The organism is Allokutzneria multivorans (assembly GCF_039537405.1).
GTDB lineage: Bacteria > Actinomycetota > Actinomycetes > Mycobacteriales > Pseudonocardiaceae > Allokutzneria > Allokutzneria multivorans.
Genome location: NZ_BAABAL010000017.1, coordinates 466,931 through 483,048, shown reverse-complemented (window position 1 = coordinate 483,048; position 16,118 = coordinate 466,931). Strand labels below are relative to the sequence as shown.

General features: G+C 70.4%; 18 protein-coding genes. 4 read left to right on the top strand and 14 right to left on the bottom strand.

The features are described from left to right. Positions 1-134: 134 nt before the first annotated feature. From ABD798_RS23235 to ABD798_RS23225, 3 genes are all read right to left on the bottom strand, one after another. The gene (locus ABD798_RS23235; protein ID WP_344878250.1) at positions 135-554 is read right to left on the bottom strand and encodes a Fur family transcriptional regulator; all 420 of its coding nucleotides are present in this window, start codon (positions 552-554) and stop codon (positions 135-137) included. Next, positions 551-976 (bottom strand): ArsR/SmtB family transcription factor, encoded by a 426-nt coding sequence (locus ABD798_RS23230; protein ID WP_344878247.1) that lies wholly within the window; start codon positions 974-976, stop codon positions 551-553. The genes ABD798_RS23235 and ABD798_RS23230 overlap by 4 nt, the downstream gene beginning before the upstream one ends. Before the next feature lie 185 nt (positions 977-1,161). Next, entirely contained in the window at positions 1,162-1,437 is a 276-nt protein-coding gene (locus ABD798_RS23225; RefSeq protein ID WP_344878245.1) for a hypothetical protein, read from the bottom strand. 64 nt (positions 1,438-1,501) lie between these two features. Between ABD798_RS23225 and ABD798_RS23220 the strand changes: the two genes are divergently transcribed. Next, entirely contained in the window at positions 1,502-1,885 is a 384-nt protein-coding gene (locus ABD798_RS23220; protein ID WP_344878242.1) for an antibiotic biosynthesis monooxygenase, read from the top strand. Between the two features lie 66 nt (positions 1,886-1,951). On the opposite strand, the gene ABD798_RS23215 is transcribed toward ABD798_RS23220, so the two are convergent. Then, a complete protein-coding gene (locus ABD798_RS23215) occupies positions 1,952-2,287 on the bottom strand; it encodes a hypothetical protein (RefSeq protein ID WP_086825695.1) in 336 nt (111 codons plus the stop codon). A gap of 238 nt (positions 2,288-2,525) precedes the next feature. Between ABD798_RS23215 and ABD798_RS23210 the strand changes: the two genes are divergently transcribed. Next, a complete protein-coding gene (locus tag ABD798_RS23210; RefSeq protein WP_344878236.1) occupies positions 2,526-3,911 on the top strand; it encodes a glycine--tRNA ligase in 1,386 nt (461 codons plus the stop codon). 83 nt (positions 3,912-3,994) lie between these two features. On the opposite strand, the gene ABD798_RS23205 is transcribed toward ABD798_RS23210, so the two are convergent. Next, positions 3,995-4,912, bottom strand: coding sequence for a hypothetical protein (locus ABD798_RS23205; RefSeq protein WP_344878234.1), 918 nt, complete (start codon positions 4,910-4,912; stop codon positions 3,995-3,997). A gap of 490 nt (positions 4,913-5,402) precedes the next feature. Here ABD798_RS23205 and ABD798_RS23200 point away from each other — a divergent pair, with 490 nt between their 5' ends. Continuing rightward, a complete protein-coding gene (locus ABD798_RS23200) occupies positions 5,403-5,663 on the top strand; it encodes a hypothetical protein (protein WP_344878232.1) in 261 nt (86 codons plus the stop codon). On the opposite strand, the gene ABD798_RS23195 is transcribed toward ABD798_RS23200, so the two are convergent. The 9 genes from ABD798_RS23195 to hemW form a co-directional block, all read right to left on the bottom strand. After that, positions 5,598-5,942, bottom strand: a complete 345-nt coding sequence (locus ABD798_RS23195; protein WP_344878229.1) for a cytidine deaminase — start codon at positions 5,940-5,942, stop codon at positions 5,598-5,600. The genes ABD798_RS23200 and ABD798_RS23195 overlap by 66 nt on opposite strands. Then, the gene (locus ABD798_RS23190) at positions 5,935-7,266 is read right to left on the bottom strand and encodes a hemolysin family protein (protein WP_344878226.1); all 1,332 of its coding nucleotides are present in this window, start codon (positions 7,264-7,266) and stop codon (positions 5,935-5,937) included. The genes ABD798_RS23195 and ABD798_RS23190 overlap by 8 nt, the downstream gene beginning before the upstream one ends. 4 nt (positions 7,267-7,270) lie before the next feature. Next, complete coding sequence (gene ybeY / locus ABD798_RS23185) at positions 7,271-7,816, bottom strand: rRNA maturation RNase YbeY (RefSeq protein ID WP_344878223.1); 546 nt, start codon at positions 7,814-7,816, stop codon at positions 7,271-7,273. Further along, entirely contained in the window at positions 7,813-8,877 is a 1,065-nt protein-coding gene (locus ABD798_RS23180; protein WP_344878220.1) for a PhoH family protein, read from the bottom strand. The genes ybeY and ABD798_RS23180 overlap by 4 nt, the downstream gene beginning before the upstream one ends. A gap of 84 nt (positions 8,878-8,961) precedes the next feature. Beyond that, on the bottom strand, positions 8,962-9,327 hold the full coding sequence (locus ABD798_RS23175) for a histidine triad nucleotide-binding protein (RefSeq protein ID WP_344878217.1): 366 nt from the start codon (positions 9,325-9,327) through the stop codon (positions 8,962-8,964). A gap of 412 nt (positions 9,328-9,739) precedes the next feature. Continuing rightward, a complete protein-coding gene (locus ABD798_RS23170; RefSeq protein WP_344878214.1) occupies positions 9,740-10,489 on the bottom strand; it encodes a 16S rRNA (uracil(1498)-N(3))-methyltransferase in 750 nt (249 codons plus the stop codon). Further along, positions 10,486-11,646, bottom strand: a complete 1,161-nt coding sequence (gene dnaJ / locus ABD798_RS23165) for a molecular chaperone DnaJ (RefSeq protein ID WP_344878212.1) — start codon at positions 11,644-11,646, stop codon at positions 10,486-10,488. The genes ABD798_RS23170 and dnaJ overlap by 4 nt, the downstream gene beginning before the upstream one ends. A gap of 66 nt (positions 11,647-11,712) precedes the next feature. Continuing rightward, positions 11,713-12,735 (bottom strand): heat-inducible transcriptional repressor HrcA, encoded by a 1,023-nt coding sequence (gene hrcA, locus ABD798_RS23160; protein ID WP_344878209.1) that lies wholly within the window; start codon positions 12,733-12,735, stop codon positions 11,713-11,715. Between the two features lie 176 nt (positions 12,736-12,911). After that, complete coding sequence (gene hemW / locus ABD798_RS23155) at positions 12,912-14,126, bottom strand: radical SAM family heme chaperone HemW (RefSeq protein ID WP_344878206.1); 1,215 nt, start codon at positions 14,124-14,126, stop codon at positions 12,912-12,914. 272 nt (positions 14,127-14,398) lie between these two features. On the opposite strand from hemW, the gene ABD798_RS23150 reads away from it, so the two are divergent. Beyond that, positions 14,399-16,084, top strand: coding sequence for a nitrite/sulfite reductase (locus ABD798_RS23150; RefSeq protein WP_344878203.1), 1,686 nt, complete (start codon positions 14,399-14,401; stop codon positions 16,082-16,084). Positions 16,085-16,118 lie beyond the last annotated feature (34 nt).

Here is a 16,118-nt window from a genome sequence, read left to right as displayed (position 1 = left end):
GGCCCGCCCCGCAAGACCGCTGGGTTTGCGGCGGTCAACGATGATCAACAGAGGGTTTGCCGGTCTTGAAGACACTCCAACCCCCGGCAGCACCGTGACCGGAACGCACAGCGCAACCTTCTGCAGGACAGGCCCTAGGCGCGGGTGCAGTCGGCGCAGGTGCCGAAGATCTCGATGGTGTGGCTGACCTCGGAGAAGCCGTGCTCGGCCGCGATCTTCTCCGCCCAGCGCTCGACCGCGGGCCCCTCGACCTCGACGGTGCGCTGGCAGCTGCGGCACACCAGGTGGTGATGGTGGTGCGCCGAACAGCGGCGGTACATCGCCTCGCCGGAACCGGTGCGCAGCACGTCGATCTCGCTGGCGTCGGCCAGGCTCTGCAACGTCCGGTACACGGTGGTCAGGCCGATGCCCTCGCCCCGTCGGCGGAGCTCCTCGTGGATCTCCTGAGCGGAGCGGAACTCGTCGAGCTGGTCGAGCAGCTTCGACACCGCCGCCCGCTGCTTGGTCGCCCGCAGGCCCGGCACCGCCGGGGTCGGCCGTTCGCTGATGGTCACGCTTCCTCCACGTGCGCGACGGCGTCGATCACGATGTGCGCCAGGTGCTCGTCGGCGAGCCGGTACACGACCTCGCGGCCGTGCCGTTCGCCGTGCACCACACCGGCCGACTTCAGCACGCGCAGATGCTGGCTGATCAGGGGTTGGGTCACGCCGAGCGCGTCGACGAGCTCGTGCACGCAGCGCTCGGACTCGCGCAGCTGCAGCACGATGGCGATCCGCACGGGTGCCGCGAGCGCTCGCAGCAGGTCACCCGCCGCGACCAGCGACTTCGAGTCGCGGCGCGGGGCGGGCGGTGGTGGCGTGCGGTCGTGGGAGTGCACGTGCTCGGCGGTGGGGGCGGCCGCGACCGGCGCGAGAACGGGACCGTCCGCAACGCCGTGCGGTGCCGGCGACGTGGGGTCCTGGTTCACGGCGGACATGGCTCCTCTCCCTCACCGCTCGATCGCGCGAGCGGTTCTCGCTGCCAGCGCTCGACCCGCGAGCGGAGCCCTCGGGCGGGCTCTTCGGCAGTGACCGGGCGCCGACGGGCACCCGGGAGCGCAAGGCTACTCGCCATTCTAGGAGACGACGGTAATCGTGTTCGCCAGCGCTCGGCCCGCGCGGCTCAGCCCAGTACCGAGATCGTCACGGCGACCATGATCGCGAACACCAGGAACCGCATCAGCCGGTCGACCACGGACAGCGCGGACCACGCCGCCACGAGCATGCCCAGCACGCCCAGCGTCAGCACGCCGAGCAGCACCGCACCGATGACGCCCTTGATCAGCACGCCCGCGACGAAGAGCACCAGCACTCCGAAGAACGCCGCCGCCGGTGGCACCCGGGACAGCGGCCCCTCGCCCGGAATGAGCTGAGCACGCGACGACCTGCGCTGGTTCATGACCCCTCCTCGTCCTCGACGCCCACCGGAGCGAGGCGCGCGGCCATCCTGCCAGGATGGGGTCGTGCTGCTGGTATGCCGCTTCGCCGTGACCGATGCCGAGGTCGAGACCTTCACCGCCCGCGCGCGCCGGGCGCTGGAGCTGCTCACCGCGCAGCCCCGCTGCCTGTCCGGCCGCCTCGCCAGGGCGACAGATGAGGCCGACCGCTGGGTGCTCGTGGTGGAGTTCGAGTCGGTGGTGGCCTACCGCCGCGCGCTCTCCCCCTTCGAGGTCCGCGAGCACGTGATCCCGCTGCTCTCCGAGGCCCTGCCCGACGAGCCCGCCGCCTACGAGGTCCTCGCCGAGGCCACCGACGGCGCCGTCACCGACCACACCAGCCTGCTGGCCCAGGACGCGGGCACCGTCCGCTTGGGCGAAGCCGCCCAACCCCACTCCACCCCTCGCTGATCCGTTCCGTACTCACAGCAGCCAAGAGAAACGCTCTCTTTGCCGCCATGAGTACGAAACGAGGGCTCAGGCCGCGTGCTCGCAGGTGGGACAGGAGCAGTTGGCGCACGTGCAGTTCTGGCACGCGTCGGAGCAACCCGAGCACTGGCAGGTGGCGTGGTTGCACGTGGGGCACGAGCAGTCGGCGCACGTGCAGACCGCGCAGTTGTCGGAGCAGTCGGCGCACTGGCACGTGTCGCACTCGTCGTAGTGGACTCCTTCCGGGGTGCGGTGTTCGCGGTGCACGTGGCCGTCGTGCAGGTAGTCGACGTGGTCACCGTGCAGGACCGCGTCGTGCCCGCAGCCGGGGCCGTGCGTGTGCTGGTGGGTCTCCGCGGGGCGGTGGTCGAGTGCCGCGCTCATGGTCGCTCCTCTGGTCCCGGTGACCGTGTCGATCACCTCGAGGGGACAAATCCTCATATGCGCACGATTGCATGTCTAATCGAAAGCCGGACTCGGCACGACCGGGTGAAAACGGGTGCGCGCGAGGCGCTCCCGGGTACCGCCTGCGTGCCCGAATCCCGTGTCGGGGGCCGTGAGCAGGGCCGCTACGCTTGCGAACTCCTGAAGTAGTGCTCGTACAAACCAGCCTGGAGCGTTCGTGCCCGCCGATCAGATCGAGACCGTCGTCAGCCTCTGCAAGCGCCGTGGCTTCGTCTACCCCTGCGGCGAGATCTACGGCGGCACACGGTCCGCGTGGGACTACGGCCCGCTCGGCGTCGAGCTGAAGAACAACATCAAGCACCAGTGGTGGAAGTTCATGGTGCAGGGCCGGGAGGACGTGGTCGGCCTCGACTCCTCGGTGATCCTGCCCCGCGAGGTGTGGGAGGCCTCCGGCCACGTCGCCGAGTTCGTCGACCCGCTGGTGGAGTGCCAGTCCTGCCACCGCCGCTACCGCGCCGACCAGCTCGGCGAGGAGTACGCGGAGCGCACCGGCAAGCAGCTCATCGAGGGCGACCTCTCCGACGTGCCGTGCCCCAACTGCGGCAACCGCGGCCAGTTCACCGAGCCGAAGATGTTCAACGGTCTGCTGCGCACCCACCTCGGCCCGGTGGAGACCGAGGAGGGCATGCACTACCTGCGGCCCGAGACCGCGCAGGGCATTTTCATCAACTTCCTCAATGTGCAGACGACCGCGCGCCGCAAGCCGCCGTTCGGCATCGGCCAGATCGGCAAGTCCTTCCGCAACGAGATCACCCCCGGCAACTTCATCTTCCGGACCCGCGAGTTCGAGCAGATGGAGATGGAGTTCTTCGTCGAGCCGGGCACCGACGAGGAATGGCACCAGTACTGGATCGACGAGCGCACGCGCTGGTACACCGACCTCGGCATCGCCCAGGACAACCTGCGGCACTACGAGCACCCCAAGGAGAAGCTCTCCCACTACTCCAAGCGCACCGTCGACCTGGAGTACCGCTTCCGCTTCGCCGGGCAGGAGTGGGGCGAGCTGGAGGGCATCGCCAACCGCACGGACTTCGACCTCACCACGCACTCCAACCACTCCGGTGTGGACCTGACGTACTTCGACCAGGCCACGAACTCCCGCTACCGGCCGTTCGTGATCGAGCCCGCCGCGGGCGTGGGCAGGCCGATGATGGCGTTCCTGCTGGAGGCCTACACCGAGGACGAGGCGCCCAACGCCAAGGGCGGGGTGGACAAGCGCGTGGTGCTGCGCCTGGACCGCCGCCTGGCCCCGGTGAAGGCCGCTGTGCTTCCGCTCTCGCGCAACTCCGACCTCTCGCCCAAGGCCCGCGACCTGGCCGCGCAGCTGCGCAGGAACTGGAACGTGGACTTCGACGACGCGGGCGCCATCGGCAGGCGCTACCGCCGCCAGGACGAGATCGGCACGCCGTTCTGCGTGACCGTGGACTTCGACACCCTCACCGACCACGCGGTCACCGTGCGGGAGCGCGACTCCATGACCCAGGAGCGGGTCGCCATGGACAAGCTGGAGTCCTACCTGGCCGGGCACCTGGTCGGCTGCTGACCGGAGCCCTTCCGGCACTGCGAGGGACGGGGTGGCCCCCACGCTGTCGGGGGCATCGGTGAAGGCCACCCCCTCTACGCCCGTCACGCCGCGACCACCCGGGGTCGTGGTCTGCGAACCGCTCGGGCGTAGGCCCTCCGGAGCTCCTCGGCGACCTCCGCCGCGTCACCGAGGAGGTGGCTCTTCGCCGTGCGCACCACGACCACTCCGGTCCTGGTGAGTTCGGGTCCGGTGAGCCCGGCGAGGCTGTTCTCCACGACCCGCCACGCCATGCCGACGTCGTCCCACCACGCGTCGGCCCAGCCGATCATGTCGCCGCCCTCGTCCCGGACGCTCACGTTCCACCTCGGCTTCGGCACGCCCGAGAGCTGCACCACCCGGCGCGGCGAGAACTCCACCGCGCGCGGGTCGGTCAGCTCGGCCAGCAACCGCCTGGGGAAGGCAGAACCGCGCGCGCTGCCCAGCGACAGCTCGCACAGCAGGTCCGCCGGGTTGAGGTGGTAGCGGAGCACGGTTTCCCTCAGCAGCGTGCGCATCGCCATCGGATGTCGCATGGCGCGCAACGTGTCCAGCAGCGCTCTGGACACGGGCGCGGTCAGGAATCCTTTGCGCAGCACGGGTTGTGGCATACGCCGGGTGCGCTCGACGATGAGTGTCTTGCCGCTGCGCAGCTGTCTGCCGTGCGGCACGAGGAGGTGGAGCTGCCCTCCCGCCTCCGTCGTGTGGGCGCCGTGCAGGTGGAGGGCGTCGTGCCCGCTGACCATCGCGTCCGGTCCGGCCAGGCACAACGCTCCCTGGACGAGCTGCGCCCGCGTGGGCGGGTTGGAGCTGAGCAGGAGCACTCCTGGGAACAGCGTGCGCCAGCGGCCGCCGGGCTGGCAGCGGCGGTAGACGGACGGAGCGCTGATGCCCAGTGCCACCAGGGCGCTGAGCCTGGCGACCTGGTGCGGGAAGACGGTGGCGAGGCCATCGATGTCGATGACCGTGCGGCTGCTCGGCATGACTTGAGGATGCGGTGGTTCCGGGGTGGCCGGTGGGCGTTGTCGAGGATCTGTGGACAACGGGGTCCGATGTGGACAACTCGGCGGAGGTGGTCGTGGCGAGGGTGGCTTTCGCCCGCTCTTGGCCGGTGCGCGTCGCTCCGAGATCGGACTGGTGCCAGACAAGAGTCGCCGGGATGCGAAACTGTTGTACACCAAGGGATTTGTGGCCAGAAAGGCTCGTCGCGGTGACTCGGTCCGGCTCGGAGTTTGTGGCGGTTTGAGACCCCGGGGACGAGGGTTTGGTGGTCTTGAAGACTGCGGAACCACGGGGGCGGAGCGCTGCGTGCGACGACCGGAGTGCGTGGGCGGAGGACCGAGGGTGGCTTTCGTTCGCTTCGCGGGTGCGTGGGTATCGCTCGCGGGGTGTCACCCGGGACGCGGTCGCCCGATCGGCGGGCGCTCACGTGGAGTGCTCGACGCTGACCGCTGCGTGACTAAGGTCACTACCATGCTCTGGTCCGAGCTCGCCCGCGACGGCACCGGGATCGCGCTGTTCCTGGTGTGGCTGTTGCTACCGCCCGCGTACATGGTCCTGATCGGCCTGCACTTCCAGCGCCGGTGGCGCCGGGAGCGGAGTCTGCTGCTGGACTACGTCGACGAGGTGCTGGCCGAACGCGCCATCCCCCAGCAGCTCACCCCGAAGTCAGCCGAGCACTTCGAGCACCGCGCCGGTGGCGTCGGCACGCAGCACGGTGGCCTCACGCGTTAGATCCCGCACCGCCGCAAGGGAATCGGCGTCGACGGCGCCGGCGGAGGTGACGACCGCAGCGGCTTCCAGGCCCTCAGCGCCGCTGGCGACGGCGGCGGCGACGGCGGCCTGGAGCGCGGTCAGGCGCAGCGAGGGCAGCGCGACGGTGCACGCGGAGTAGGTCCTGCCGTCGGTGTCGCGGACCGCGGCGCCCTCGGCGGCTCCGGTGCGGGCCCGCGCGGACCTGGCCAGCGTGACGATCTTGGCGTCCTCGGGGTCGAGCTCCCGCTGCTCAGCCATGGCTGTCGACTCCCTCCCGCTCCTCGCCGCGATCGGCGGAGCGCCCGTTGCCGTTGTTCGCCCTGTGCACGAGGACGCTGGTGATGCGCATCCGCCCCCGGTGGTCCTTGCCGCCCTCCGCGCGCATCCGCAGGCCCTCGATCTCGGCCTCGGCGCCCGGCAGCGGGACCCGGCCGAGGCGCTGGGCCATCAGACCGCCGACGGTCTCCACCTCGGAGGCGTCCAGCTCCACGTCGAACAGTTCGCCGAGGTCCTCGACCGGGAGCCGCGACGAGACGCGCACCGCGCCGTCGGCCAGCTCCTCCACGGGAGGGCGCTCGTCGGCGTCGTGCTCGTCGGTGATCTCGCCGACGATCTCCTCGATGATGTCCTCGATGGTCAGCAGCCCGGCGGTGCCGCCGTACTCGTCGACCAGGATCGCCATGTGCCTGCGGGAGAGCTGCATCTCCTTGAGCAGCTCGTCCAGCCGCTTGGAGTCCGGGACGAACTCGGCGGGCCCCATCAGCTGGTCCACGGTGGTGCGGCACGCGGTCTCGTAGTCCACGGTGGACGCTCGCGCGAGGTCCTTGATGTTGACGACGCCGACCACGTCGTCGACGGACTCGTCGATCACCGGGATGCGGGAGAAACCGGTGCGCAGGCTGAGCGCGAGGGCCTGGCGCACGGTCTTGGTGCGCTCGATCCACACCAGTTCGGTGCGCGGCACCATGACCTCGCGCGCGATGGTGTCGCTCAGCTCGAAGACGGAGTGGATCATCTCGCGCTCGTCGTCGTCCACGACACCGCGTTCCTGCGCCATGTCAACGAGTTCGCGCAGCTCGACCTCGGAGGAGAACGGTCCCTCGCGGAAGCCCTTGCCCGGCGTGATCGCGTTACCGACCAGGATCAGCAAGCGGCTCAACGGTCCCAGCACCGTGCCGAGCACGCGCACCGGCGCGGCGACGACCATGCCGACCGCGTAGGGGTGCTGGCGGCCGATGGTGCGCGGGCCGACGCCCACGAGGACGTAGGACACCACGAGCATGCTGACGCCCGCGGTGAGCAGCGCGACCCAGTCGGGGTCGATGTGCCGCAGGCAGACGACGGTCACGAGCACCGTCGCGGACAGCTCGCAAGCCAAGCGCAGCAGCAACAACAGGTTGATGTGCCGTGGTCTGTCCTCAATGGCCAGTGACAACTGGCGCGCGCCGAGGCGGCCCTGCCGCACCAGCGCGTCCACGCGTGCCCTGGACACGGTTCCGAACGCGGCGTCGGCGGCGCCGAAGGCTCCGGCGGCGAGCACGAGCAGCACCGCCAACACGATCAGCGTGGTGGAGCTGGTCATGGGTTCAGCCGCCGGTCTGGTCCTCGTCGAGCCCGACCGCGCCGAGCACGCGGTCGTCGGCGCTGCGCTGGGCGGCGCGGCGCTGCTCGTCGGCCCGGTGCGCCTGGAAGTCGGCGAGGATCCTGTTCTGCAGCGAGAACATCTCCTTCTCCTCCTCCGGCTCGGCGTGGTCGTAGCCGAGCAGGTGCAGCACGCCGTGCACGGTGAGCAGGTGCAGCTCGTCGATCAACGCGTGACCGGCCTTGCGCGCCTGGTCCTTGGCGAAGGCCGGGCACAGCACGATGTCGCCGAGCAGCGCGGGGCCCACCCCGGCGGCGTCGGGACGGCGCGCGGAGTCCAGCTCGTCCATGGGGAAGGCCATCACGTCGGTGGGGCCCGGCAGGTCCATCCACCGCTCGTGCAGGTCGGACATCACGTCCAGTTCGACCAGCAGCACCGACAGCTCCGCGAGCGGGCTGACGTTCATCCGGTCCAGCGCGAAGCGCGCCGCCGCGACGATCGAGGTCTCCTCGACCGCCACTCCGGACTCGTTGGCGATCTCGATGCTCACCGGCGTCCCTTCCGAGTCTTGCCGCCGCGGTCCTGCTGACCGTCTTCCTGGGTGACGCTCCACCGCTCGTAGGCGTCCACGATGTCCCCGACCAGGCGGTGCCGGACGACGTCCTGGCTGGTCAGCTGCGAGAAGTGGATGTCGTCGACCTTGCCGAGGATCTCCTGGACCACGCGCAGGCCGCTCTTCTGCCCGCCGGGCAGGTCGACCTGGGTGACGTCGCCGGTGACCACGATCTTGGAGCCGAAGCCGAGCCGGGTCAGGAACATCTTCATCTGCTCGGGCGTGGTGTTCTGCGCCTCGTCGAGGACGACGAACGCGTCGTTCAGGGTGCGGCCACGCATGTATGCCAGGGGCGCGACCTCGATGGTGCCCGCGGCGGTCAGCCGGGGGATCGACTCCGGGTCGATCATGTCGTGCAGCGCGTCGTAGAGCGGGCGCAGGTACGGGTCGATCTTGTCGTAGAGGGTTCCGGGCAGGAAGCCCAACCGCTCGCCCGCCTCGACCGCCGGGCGGGTGAGGATGATCCGGGAGACCTGCTTGGCCTGCAACGCCTGCACGGCCTTGGCCATCGCCAGGTAGGTCTTGCCGGTGCCAGCGGGGCCGATGCCGAAGACCACGGTGTGCGAGTCGATGGCGTCGACGTAGAGCTTCTGGTTCAGGGTCTTCGGCCGGATGGTGCGGCCGCGCCTGGAGATGATGTTGAGCCCGAGCACCTCGGCCGGTGACTGCTTGCCGCCGGTGGCGAGCATGGCGACGCTGCGCCGGACCGCGTCGGGGCCGACCTGCTGGCCGCCCTTGGCGATGGCGATCAGTTCGGTGAAGACCTTCTCGGCGAACAGCACGTCCTGCGCGCCGCCGGACAGGGTGATCTCGTTGCCCCGGACGTGCACGTCGGCGGCGAGCAGCTCCTCCGCGAGGCGGAGGTTCTCGTCGCTGGAACCCAGCAGTGCCAGCAGGGCGTCGTCGGGGACGGTCAGCTTGGACTGCGAGCCCTCGCGTGGCGCGCCGTCGCTGGGTTCGGTGGAACGGGCTGCCTCGTCCTGTGCGCTACCGGCCAAATCCGCTCGGGCCTGCTTCCTGTGTGCGTGCCGTTTTCGGAACAGGGTGATGCTAGCCGCCCTCGCGGAGCGGTCCCCACCGCATTAGCGCAGTTCTCCGCCGACCAGCCCGCCGAGCCATTCGCCGCCCAGCACGTGCAGGTGCGCGTGGAAGACCGTCTGCCCGGCCTGTTCCCCTGTGTTGAACAGCAACCGGTAGCCCGCCTCGGAGATTCCCTCCTGCTCCGCGATCACCCCGGCCGCCGCCACCAGCTCCGCGGTCACCTCCGGCCGCGCCTGCGCGAGCGCCGCCGCGTGCGGGAAGTGCTCCTTGGGGATCACCAGCACGTGCGTCGGCGCCTGCGGGCTGATGTCCCGGAACGCCAGCACGTTCTCGCTCTCGTGCACGACCTTCGCCGGAATCTCCCCCGCCACGATCCGACAGAACAAACACCCCTCAGCACCACTCATACCCGAAAGGTTAGTGACCCACGCGCAAGCAGAAAAAGAACCACGCTGGTTCAGCAGGAGCTCGCACCGTGGGGGCTTGGGGGGGCTCGGCCCCCCAACATGACGAGGAACCCGCGAAGGCGGCAAAGCCGCCGAGCAGACGCGTCGCGGCGGAGCCTGGGGGTTACTCCGCCGCGACGCAGCCGACGCCGGACCGAGGGGGGAGGTGTCCGGCGATCCTGCGGGTGCCCGTCACCCGAGGTCGTTGACGGTGGGAGTCGCCGGGGCGGCTCCGCTGCCGTTGGACACCGAGAGTAACGCGTGGCTGGGCGGGTCCGCTACATACTCCGGTAGCTATAGGGGCCGTTCGAGCCCCTAATGCGCCCATTCGGTTATGTACGGGGGCTTCGTATCCGATGGCCGCAGAGAGTGATCATGTTCGCCAGCGGTCGGTGAGCACTCCGAGGGCTCCGAGGGCCACCGCGGCGGCCGTCGAGGCGCGCAGCACGGTGGGTCCGAGTCGCACCGCGCGCGCTCCGGCTCCGGTGAACGCGGCGACCTCGTCGTCGGTGATCCCGCCTTCGGGACCGACCACGATGATCAGGTCACCGTTGGTGGGCAACGGGATCTCCGTCAGGGGTGCGGTGGCGGACTCGTGCAGGACGAGCGCTCCGGCTCCGGCACCGATGAGGGCGGCGAGCTGCTTGGTGCTGACCGGTTCGCCCACTTCGGGCAGGCGGGACCTGCGTGCCTGCTTCGCCGCTTCGCGCGCGGTGGAGCGCCATTTGGCCAGCGCCTTGGCTCCGCGCGGGCCGTCGTCCCAGCGGGCGATGCAGCGGGAGGCGCGCCACGGCAGGACTGCGTCGACCCCCGCTTCGGTCGCCAGTTCGACGGCCAGCTCTCCGCGGTCGCCCTTGATCAACGCCTGCGCGAGGACGACGCGCGGCGCCGGCGGGGGCTCCTGCCAGGCACGGCGCACCGACAGCGCCAGGGTGTCGCCGTCGACGCGCTCGATGTCGCAGTCCGCGAGCCCGCCGGCGCCGTCGGAGAGCACGAGCCGCTGACCGGCGCGCAGCCTGCGCACGGTGGCCGCGTGCCTGCCCTCGGGACCGTCGAGCACGGCGGCCGGTCCTTCGGGCAGGGCGTCGACCAGGAAGACCGGCAGGCCAGCGGTGGAGCTCAACGCCTGCGCAGCCGGGAGAACAGACCGCCTTGCGCGCGGCCGGTGGTGGCGAGCTCGGGCTGGTCCTCGCCGCGCAGCTGGGCGAGCTGGCGCAGCAGGTCGGCCTGCTTGCTGTCGAGCTTGGTCGGCACGACCACCTCAACGTGCACGTGCAGGTTGCCCCGGCCGTCGACGCGCCCGGAGGACCGCAGGCGGGGCATGCCGCGGCCGCTGAGCACCAGCTCCGTGTTGGGCTGCGTGCCCGGCTCCAGGGTCAGCTCTTCCTCGCTGTCCAGGGTCTCCAGCGGGATCGAGGTGCCCAGCGCCGCGGCGGTCACCGGCACGCGGATCGTGCAGTGCAGGTTGTGGCCGTCGCGGGTGAAGACCTCGTGCTGGAGCTCCTCGACCTCGACGTAGAGGTCGCCTGCTGGACCGCCGCCGGGGCCGACCTCGCCCTGGCTCGCCAGGCGCACGCGCATGCCGTCGGCGACGCCCGGCGGGATCTTCGCGCTGATGGTGCGCCGCGCGCGGACCCGGCCCTCGCCGCCGCACTTCTGGCAGGGGTCGGGGATGACCTCGCCGAAGCCGCGGCAGGTCGGGCAGGGGCGGGCGGTGACGACCTGGCCGAGGAAGGAGCGCTGCACGGACTGGACCTCGCCGCGCCCGGAGCAGGTGTCGCAGGTGGCCGGGCGGGAGTCGCCCGCGCAGCCGGAACCGGAGCAGGTGGTGCACAGGACCGCGGTCTCCACGCTGATCTCGCGGGTGACGCCGCTGTTGCACTCCTCCAGCGTCAGCTCGACGCGGATGAGCGCGTCCGAACCGGACTGGACCCGGCTGCGCGGGCCGCGTCCGCCGCCGCCCCCGCCGCCGCCGAAGAAGGCGTCCATGATGTCGCCGAGGCCGAACCCGCCGAAGGGGTCGCCGCCCATGCCGCCGCCTGCTCCGCGCATCCCCGCCGAGGGGTCCAGCGGGTCGGCGCCGAGGTCGACGAGCTTGCGCTTCTCCGGGTCGGAGAGCACCTCGTAGACGGCGCTGACCTCGCGGAAGCGCTCCTGGGCCGCCGGCTCGGGGTTGACGTCGGGGTGCAGCTCGCGGGCGAGCTTGCGGTAGGCGCGCTTGAGCTGCTCTGGCGTTGCGTCCCGGCTCACTCCGAGCGTGCCGTAGTAGTCCCTTGCCACTGCGAATCCTCCCGCCGCGGCACGCGTGCGCGCGTCACGGCCAGTCCGGTCATTCCGTCCAGCCGGTCAACGACCGGCCAGGATCTCTCCCACGTATGCGGCAACGGCTCGCACCGACGCCATGGTTCCCGCGTAGTCCATCCTCGTCGGCCCGACGACCCCCATGCCGCCGAAGATCATGCCCGGGGAGCCGTAGCCGATGGACACCACCGAGGTGCTGCGCAGGTCCTCGGCCTCGTTCTCCTCGCCGATCCGCACGGTCACGGTCGACGGGTCGCGCGAGGCCGCGAGCAGCTTCAGGACGACGACCTGCTCTTCGAGCGCCTCCATCACCCCGCGCAGGGAGCCGGGGAAGTCGGTGACGTTGCGGGTGAGGTTGGCGGTGCCACCGAGCACCAGCCGCTCCTCGGGGTGCTCGACCAGCGACTCGATCAGCACCGTGCAGACCCTCAGCATGGCGTCGCGCAGCTCCGGCGGCGCCTCCTCGGGCAGTTCGGCGACCAGCGCGGAGGCTTCGGTGAGCCTGCGGCCGACCATCGTGGAGTTCAGCACCGTGCGAATGCGCGCGGTCGCGGCCTCCGTGGTCACGTCGCCGAGTTCGACCACGCGCTGGTCGACGCGGCCGGTGTCGGTGATGAGCACCAGCATCAGCCGCGCGGGCGTGATCGGGACGACCTCGACGTGGCGCACGGTGGAGCGCGTCAGCGTCGGGTACTGCACGACCGCGACCTGCCTGGTGAGCTGGGCGAGCAACCGCACGCTGCGGCGCATCACCTCGTCCAGGTCCAGCGTGCCCTCCAGGAAGTGCTGGATGGCCCTGCGCTCGGCCGAGGACAGCGGCTTGACCTCGTGCAGCCGGTCGACGAACAACCGGTAGCCCTTGTCGGTGGGCACCCGCCCCGCGCTGGTGTGCGGCTGGGCGATGTAGCCCTCCTCCTCCAGCGCGGCCATGTCGTTGCGCACGGTGGCGCTGGAGACGCCGAGGTTGTGGCGGTCGACGATGGCCTTCGAGCCGACGGGTTCGTGTGTCGACACGTAGTCCGCGACGATGGCGCGAAGAACCTGCAAACGCCGCTCGTCCGCGTTCACTGCACGTCACCTCCGGAACACGTTCGGCAGCCACTCAGCCGTGTGAACGTCAATTCTATGCGGTCGCCCGGACCACCCCCGCACGGTCTCAACCCCATCAGCGCCGACTGATGAACCCAATGTGGCATTGGTTACGTCTGGCGAAACAAATGCCGCATTGGGTTCACGAAAACGGGTCAGGTGAGGAGGCGGTGGACCACGGCGTCCGCGAGGAGGCGGCCCTGGCGGGTGAGGACGCAGTGGCCCGCGGCCAGGGCTTCCGGGGCGAGGAGGCCGTCTTCGGCTGCGCGCGCGGCCGCCAAGGGGGACGGCAGGTCGGCGAGGGGCATGCCTTGGGCCAGGCGGAGTTCGAGGAGGACGCGCTCCGACAGGGCCTCGGCGGGGGTGAGGGTTTCGCGGCCTGCGGCCGGCGAGGCGCCGGTGGCGAGGACGGAGGCGTAGCGCGCGGGGTGCTTGACGTTCCACCACCGGACTCCGCCGACGTGGCTGTGCGCACCAGGGCCGAAGCCCCACCAGTCGCCGCCGAGCCAGTAGCCGAGGTTGTGGCGGCACTCCGCGCCGACGCCGGGCAGAGCCCAGTTGGACACCTCGTACCACCGCATGCCCGCGCCGCTGAGCATGTCGTCGATCATCTCGTAGCGGTCGGCCAGCACGTCGTCGTCGGGAGCCGGGAGATCTCCGCGCGCGATGCGGCGGGCGAGCGCGGTGCCTTCCTCCACGATGAGCGCGTAGGCGGACACGTGGTCGACACCGGCGGACAGCACGGCTTCGAGGGACGCCTTGAGGTCGGAGTCGGTCTCGCCCGGCGTGCCGTAGATGAGGTCGAGGTTCACGTGCTCGATGCCGACGGAGCGCGCTTCGAGCGCGGCGGCGACGGCGCGGCCCGCGGTGTGCTTGCGGTCCAAGATCTTCAGCACGTGACTGGCGGCGGACTGCATGCCCAACGAGATGCGGTTGTAGCCCGCTTCGCGCAGTCCCGCGAAGAACTCCGGCGAGGTCGACTCCGGGTTGGACTCCGTGGTGACCTCCGCGCCGGGAGCGAGGCCGAAGGTCGAACGGATGCCTTCCAGGACCTCGGTGAGACCCGCGACACCGAGCAGCGAAGGCGTCCCACCGCCGACGAAGACCGTCTCAACGGGCGGGACCGAGCCCAGAACCGACGCCGCGAGCGCGAGTTCTCGGCGGAAGCCTTCGAGCCACGACTCGGGCGAAGCTGACGAACCGAGCTCGCCCGGCGTGTAGGTGTTGAAGTCGCAGTAACCGCAGCGCGCGGCGCAGAACGGCACGTGGACGTACACGCCGAACGGACGGGTACCGAGGCCCTCCAGCGCGGAAGGCGGCAATTCCCCGCTTGACGGGGCCGGATCGCCGGTGGGAAGTGCAGAGGGCATATCACCAGTGTCTCAGTATTCGGATGGCGGTAGACCACGCCGTGGACGCGTGGCATCGTCGGGGCATGACCTCGGATGGCCTGCCGCTCGTGGCTCGACGCCACGTCGATCAGTTGCGCGTGGCCAGTTCCCTGTGTCGGCGCGGTCTGTAGACCCGCGCCGCAGTCTGTCTTCATCCAGCCGGCGCCGGTCGCGTCGGCTGAGGTTCCCACCCGTCACGACGGGGCTCTGCCAGCGCGCACCTGCGCTCCAGACCCCGGAGGTCGGACGGAATGGTCCCCCCTACCACCACATCATCCCGGCGCCCCGCACAGCGCCGGGGCGAGGGGCAATGGGCGCTCGGCTACCGCGAACCGCTGAACCCCAACGAGCGCTCCAAGAAGGACGACAACCCGCTCAACGTCCGCGCGCGCATCGAGAACATCTACGCGCACGGCGGCTTCGACTCGATCGACCCGGGCGACCTGCGAGGGCGTTTTCGCTGGTACGGGCTGTACACGCAGCGCAAGCCCGGCATCGACGGCGGGCGGACGGCCGTGCTGGAGCCCGAAGAGCTGGACGACGAGTACTTCATGCTGCGCGTGCGCATCGACGGCGGCGCGCTGACCACGGAGCAGCTGCGCGTCGTCGGTGAGATCTCGCAGACCTACGCGCGCGACACCGCCGACATCACCGACCGGCAGAACATCCAGTACCACTGGATCCGCATCGAGGACGTGCCGACGATCTGGCAGAAGCTGGAGGCGGTCGGCCTGAGCACCACCGAGGCGTGCGGCGACAGCCCGCGCGTCGTGCTGGGCTCGCCGGTGGCGGGGATCTCCGCCGACGAGGTCATCGACGGCACACCCGCGATCACCGAGATCGTGCGCCGCTACATCGGCGACCCGGCCTACTCGAACCTCCCGCGCAAGTTCAAGTCGGCGATCTCCGGCTTGCAGGACATCGCGCACGAGGTCAACGACGTGTCCTTCGTCGGGGTCGAGCACCCCGAGCACGGGCCGGGCTTCGACCTCTGGGTCGGCGGCGGGCTCTCGACGAACCCGATGATCGCGCAGCGGCTGGGCGTGTGGATCCCGCTGGAGGAGGTGCCGGACGTGTGGGAGGCGCTGATCAGCGTCTTCCGCGACTACGGCTACCGCAGGCTGCGGCACCGCGCGCGGATCAAGTTCCTGGTCAAGGACTGGGGCGTGGAGAAGTTCCGCGAGGTCGTGGAGACCGAGTACCTCAAGCGCCCCATGCTCGACGGCCCCGCGCCGGAGCAGCTGGCCGTGCCGATCGACCACGTCGGCGTGCACGAGCAGAAGGACGGCAAGTTCTACGTGGGCGCCGCGCCGGTCGCCGGGCGGGTGTCCGGCTCGACCCTGGTGTCGCTGGCCAAGGCCGCCGAGCGGGCCGGATCGCGGAGGATCGCCTTCACCCCGCAGCAGAAGGTCGTGGTGCTCGACATCGCCGAGCAGGACGTGCCCGGCCTGTCGGAGGACCTGACCAAGCTCGGGTTGCAGCCGAACCCCTCGCCGTGGCGGCGCTCCACCATGGCGTGCACCGGGATCGAGTTCTGCAAGCTCGCCATCGTGGAGACCAAGGCACGCGCACTGTCCCTCGTGGACACGCTGGAGGAGCGCCTCGCCGACGTTCAGTCCACTTTGGACACTCCGGTGAGCATCCACATCAACGGCTGCCCCAACTCCTGCGCGCGCATCCAGGTCGCCGACATCGGTCTCAAGGGGCAGATCGTCACGAACGCGGAGGGCAAGCAGGTCGAGGGCTTCCAGGTGCACCTCGGCGGCGGGCTCGGACTGGACTCCGGTTTCGGGCGGAAGCTGCGCGGCCACAAGGTGACCTCGGCCGAGCTGGGCGACTACGTGGAGCGCGTGGTGCGCAACTTCGTGAAGCAGCGCGCCGAGGGCGAGCGGTTCGCGCAGTGGGTCACGCGCGCCGAGGAGGCTGATCTTCAGTGAGCGCCGACGTACTTATCCCAGCGGAGGCGCAGTC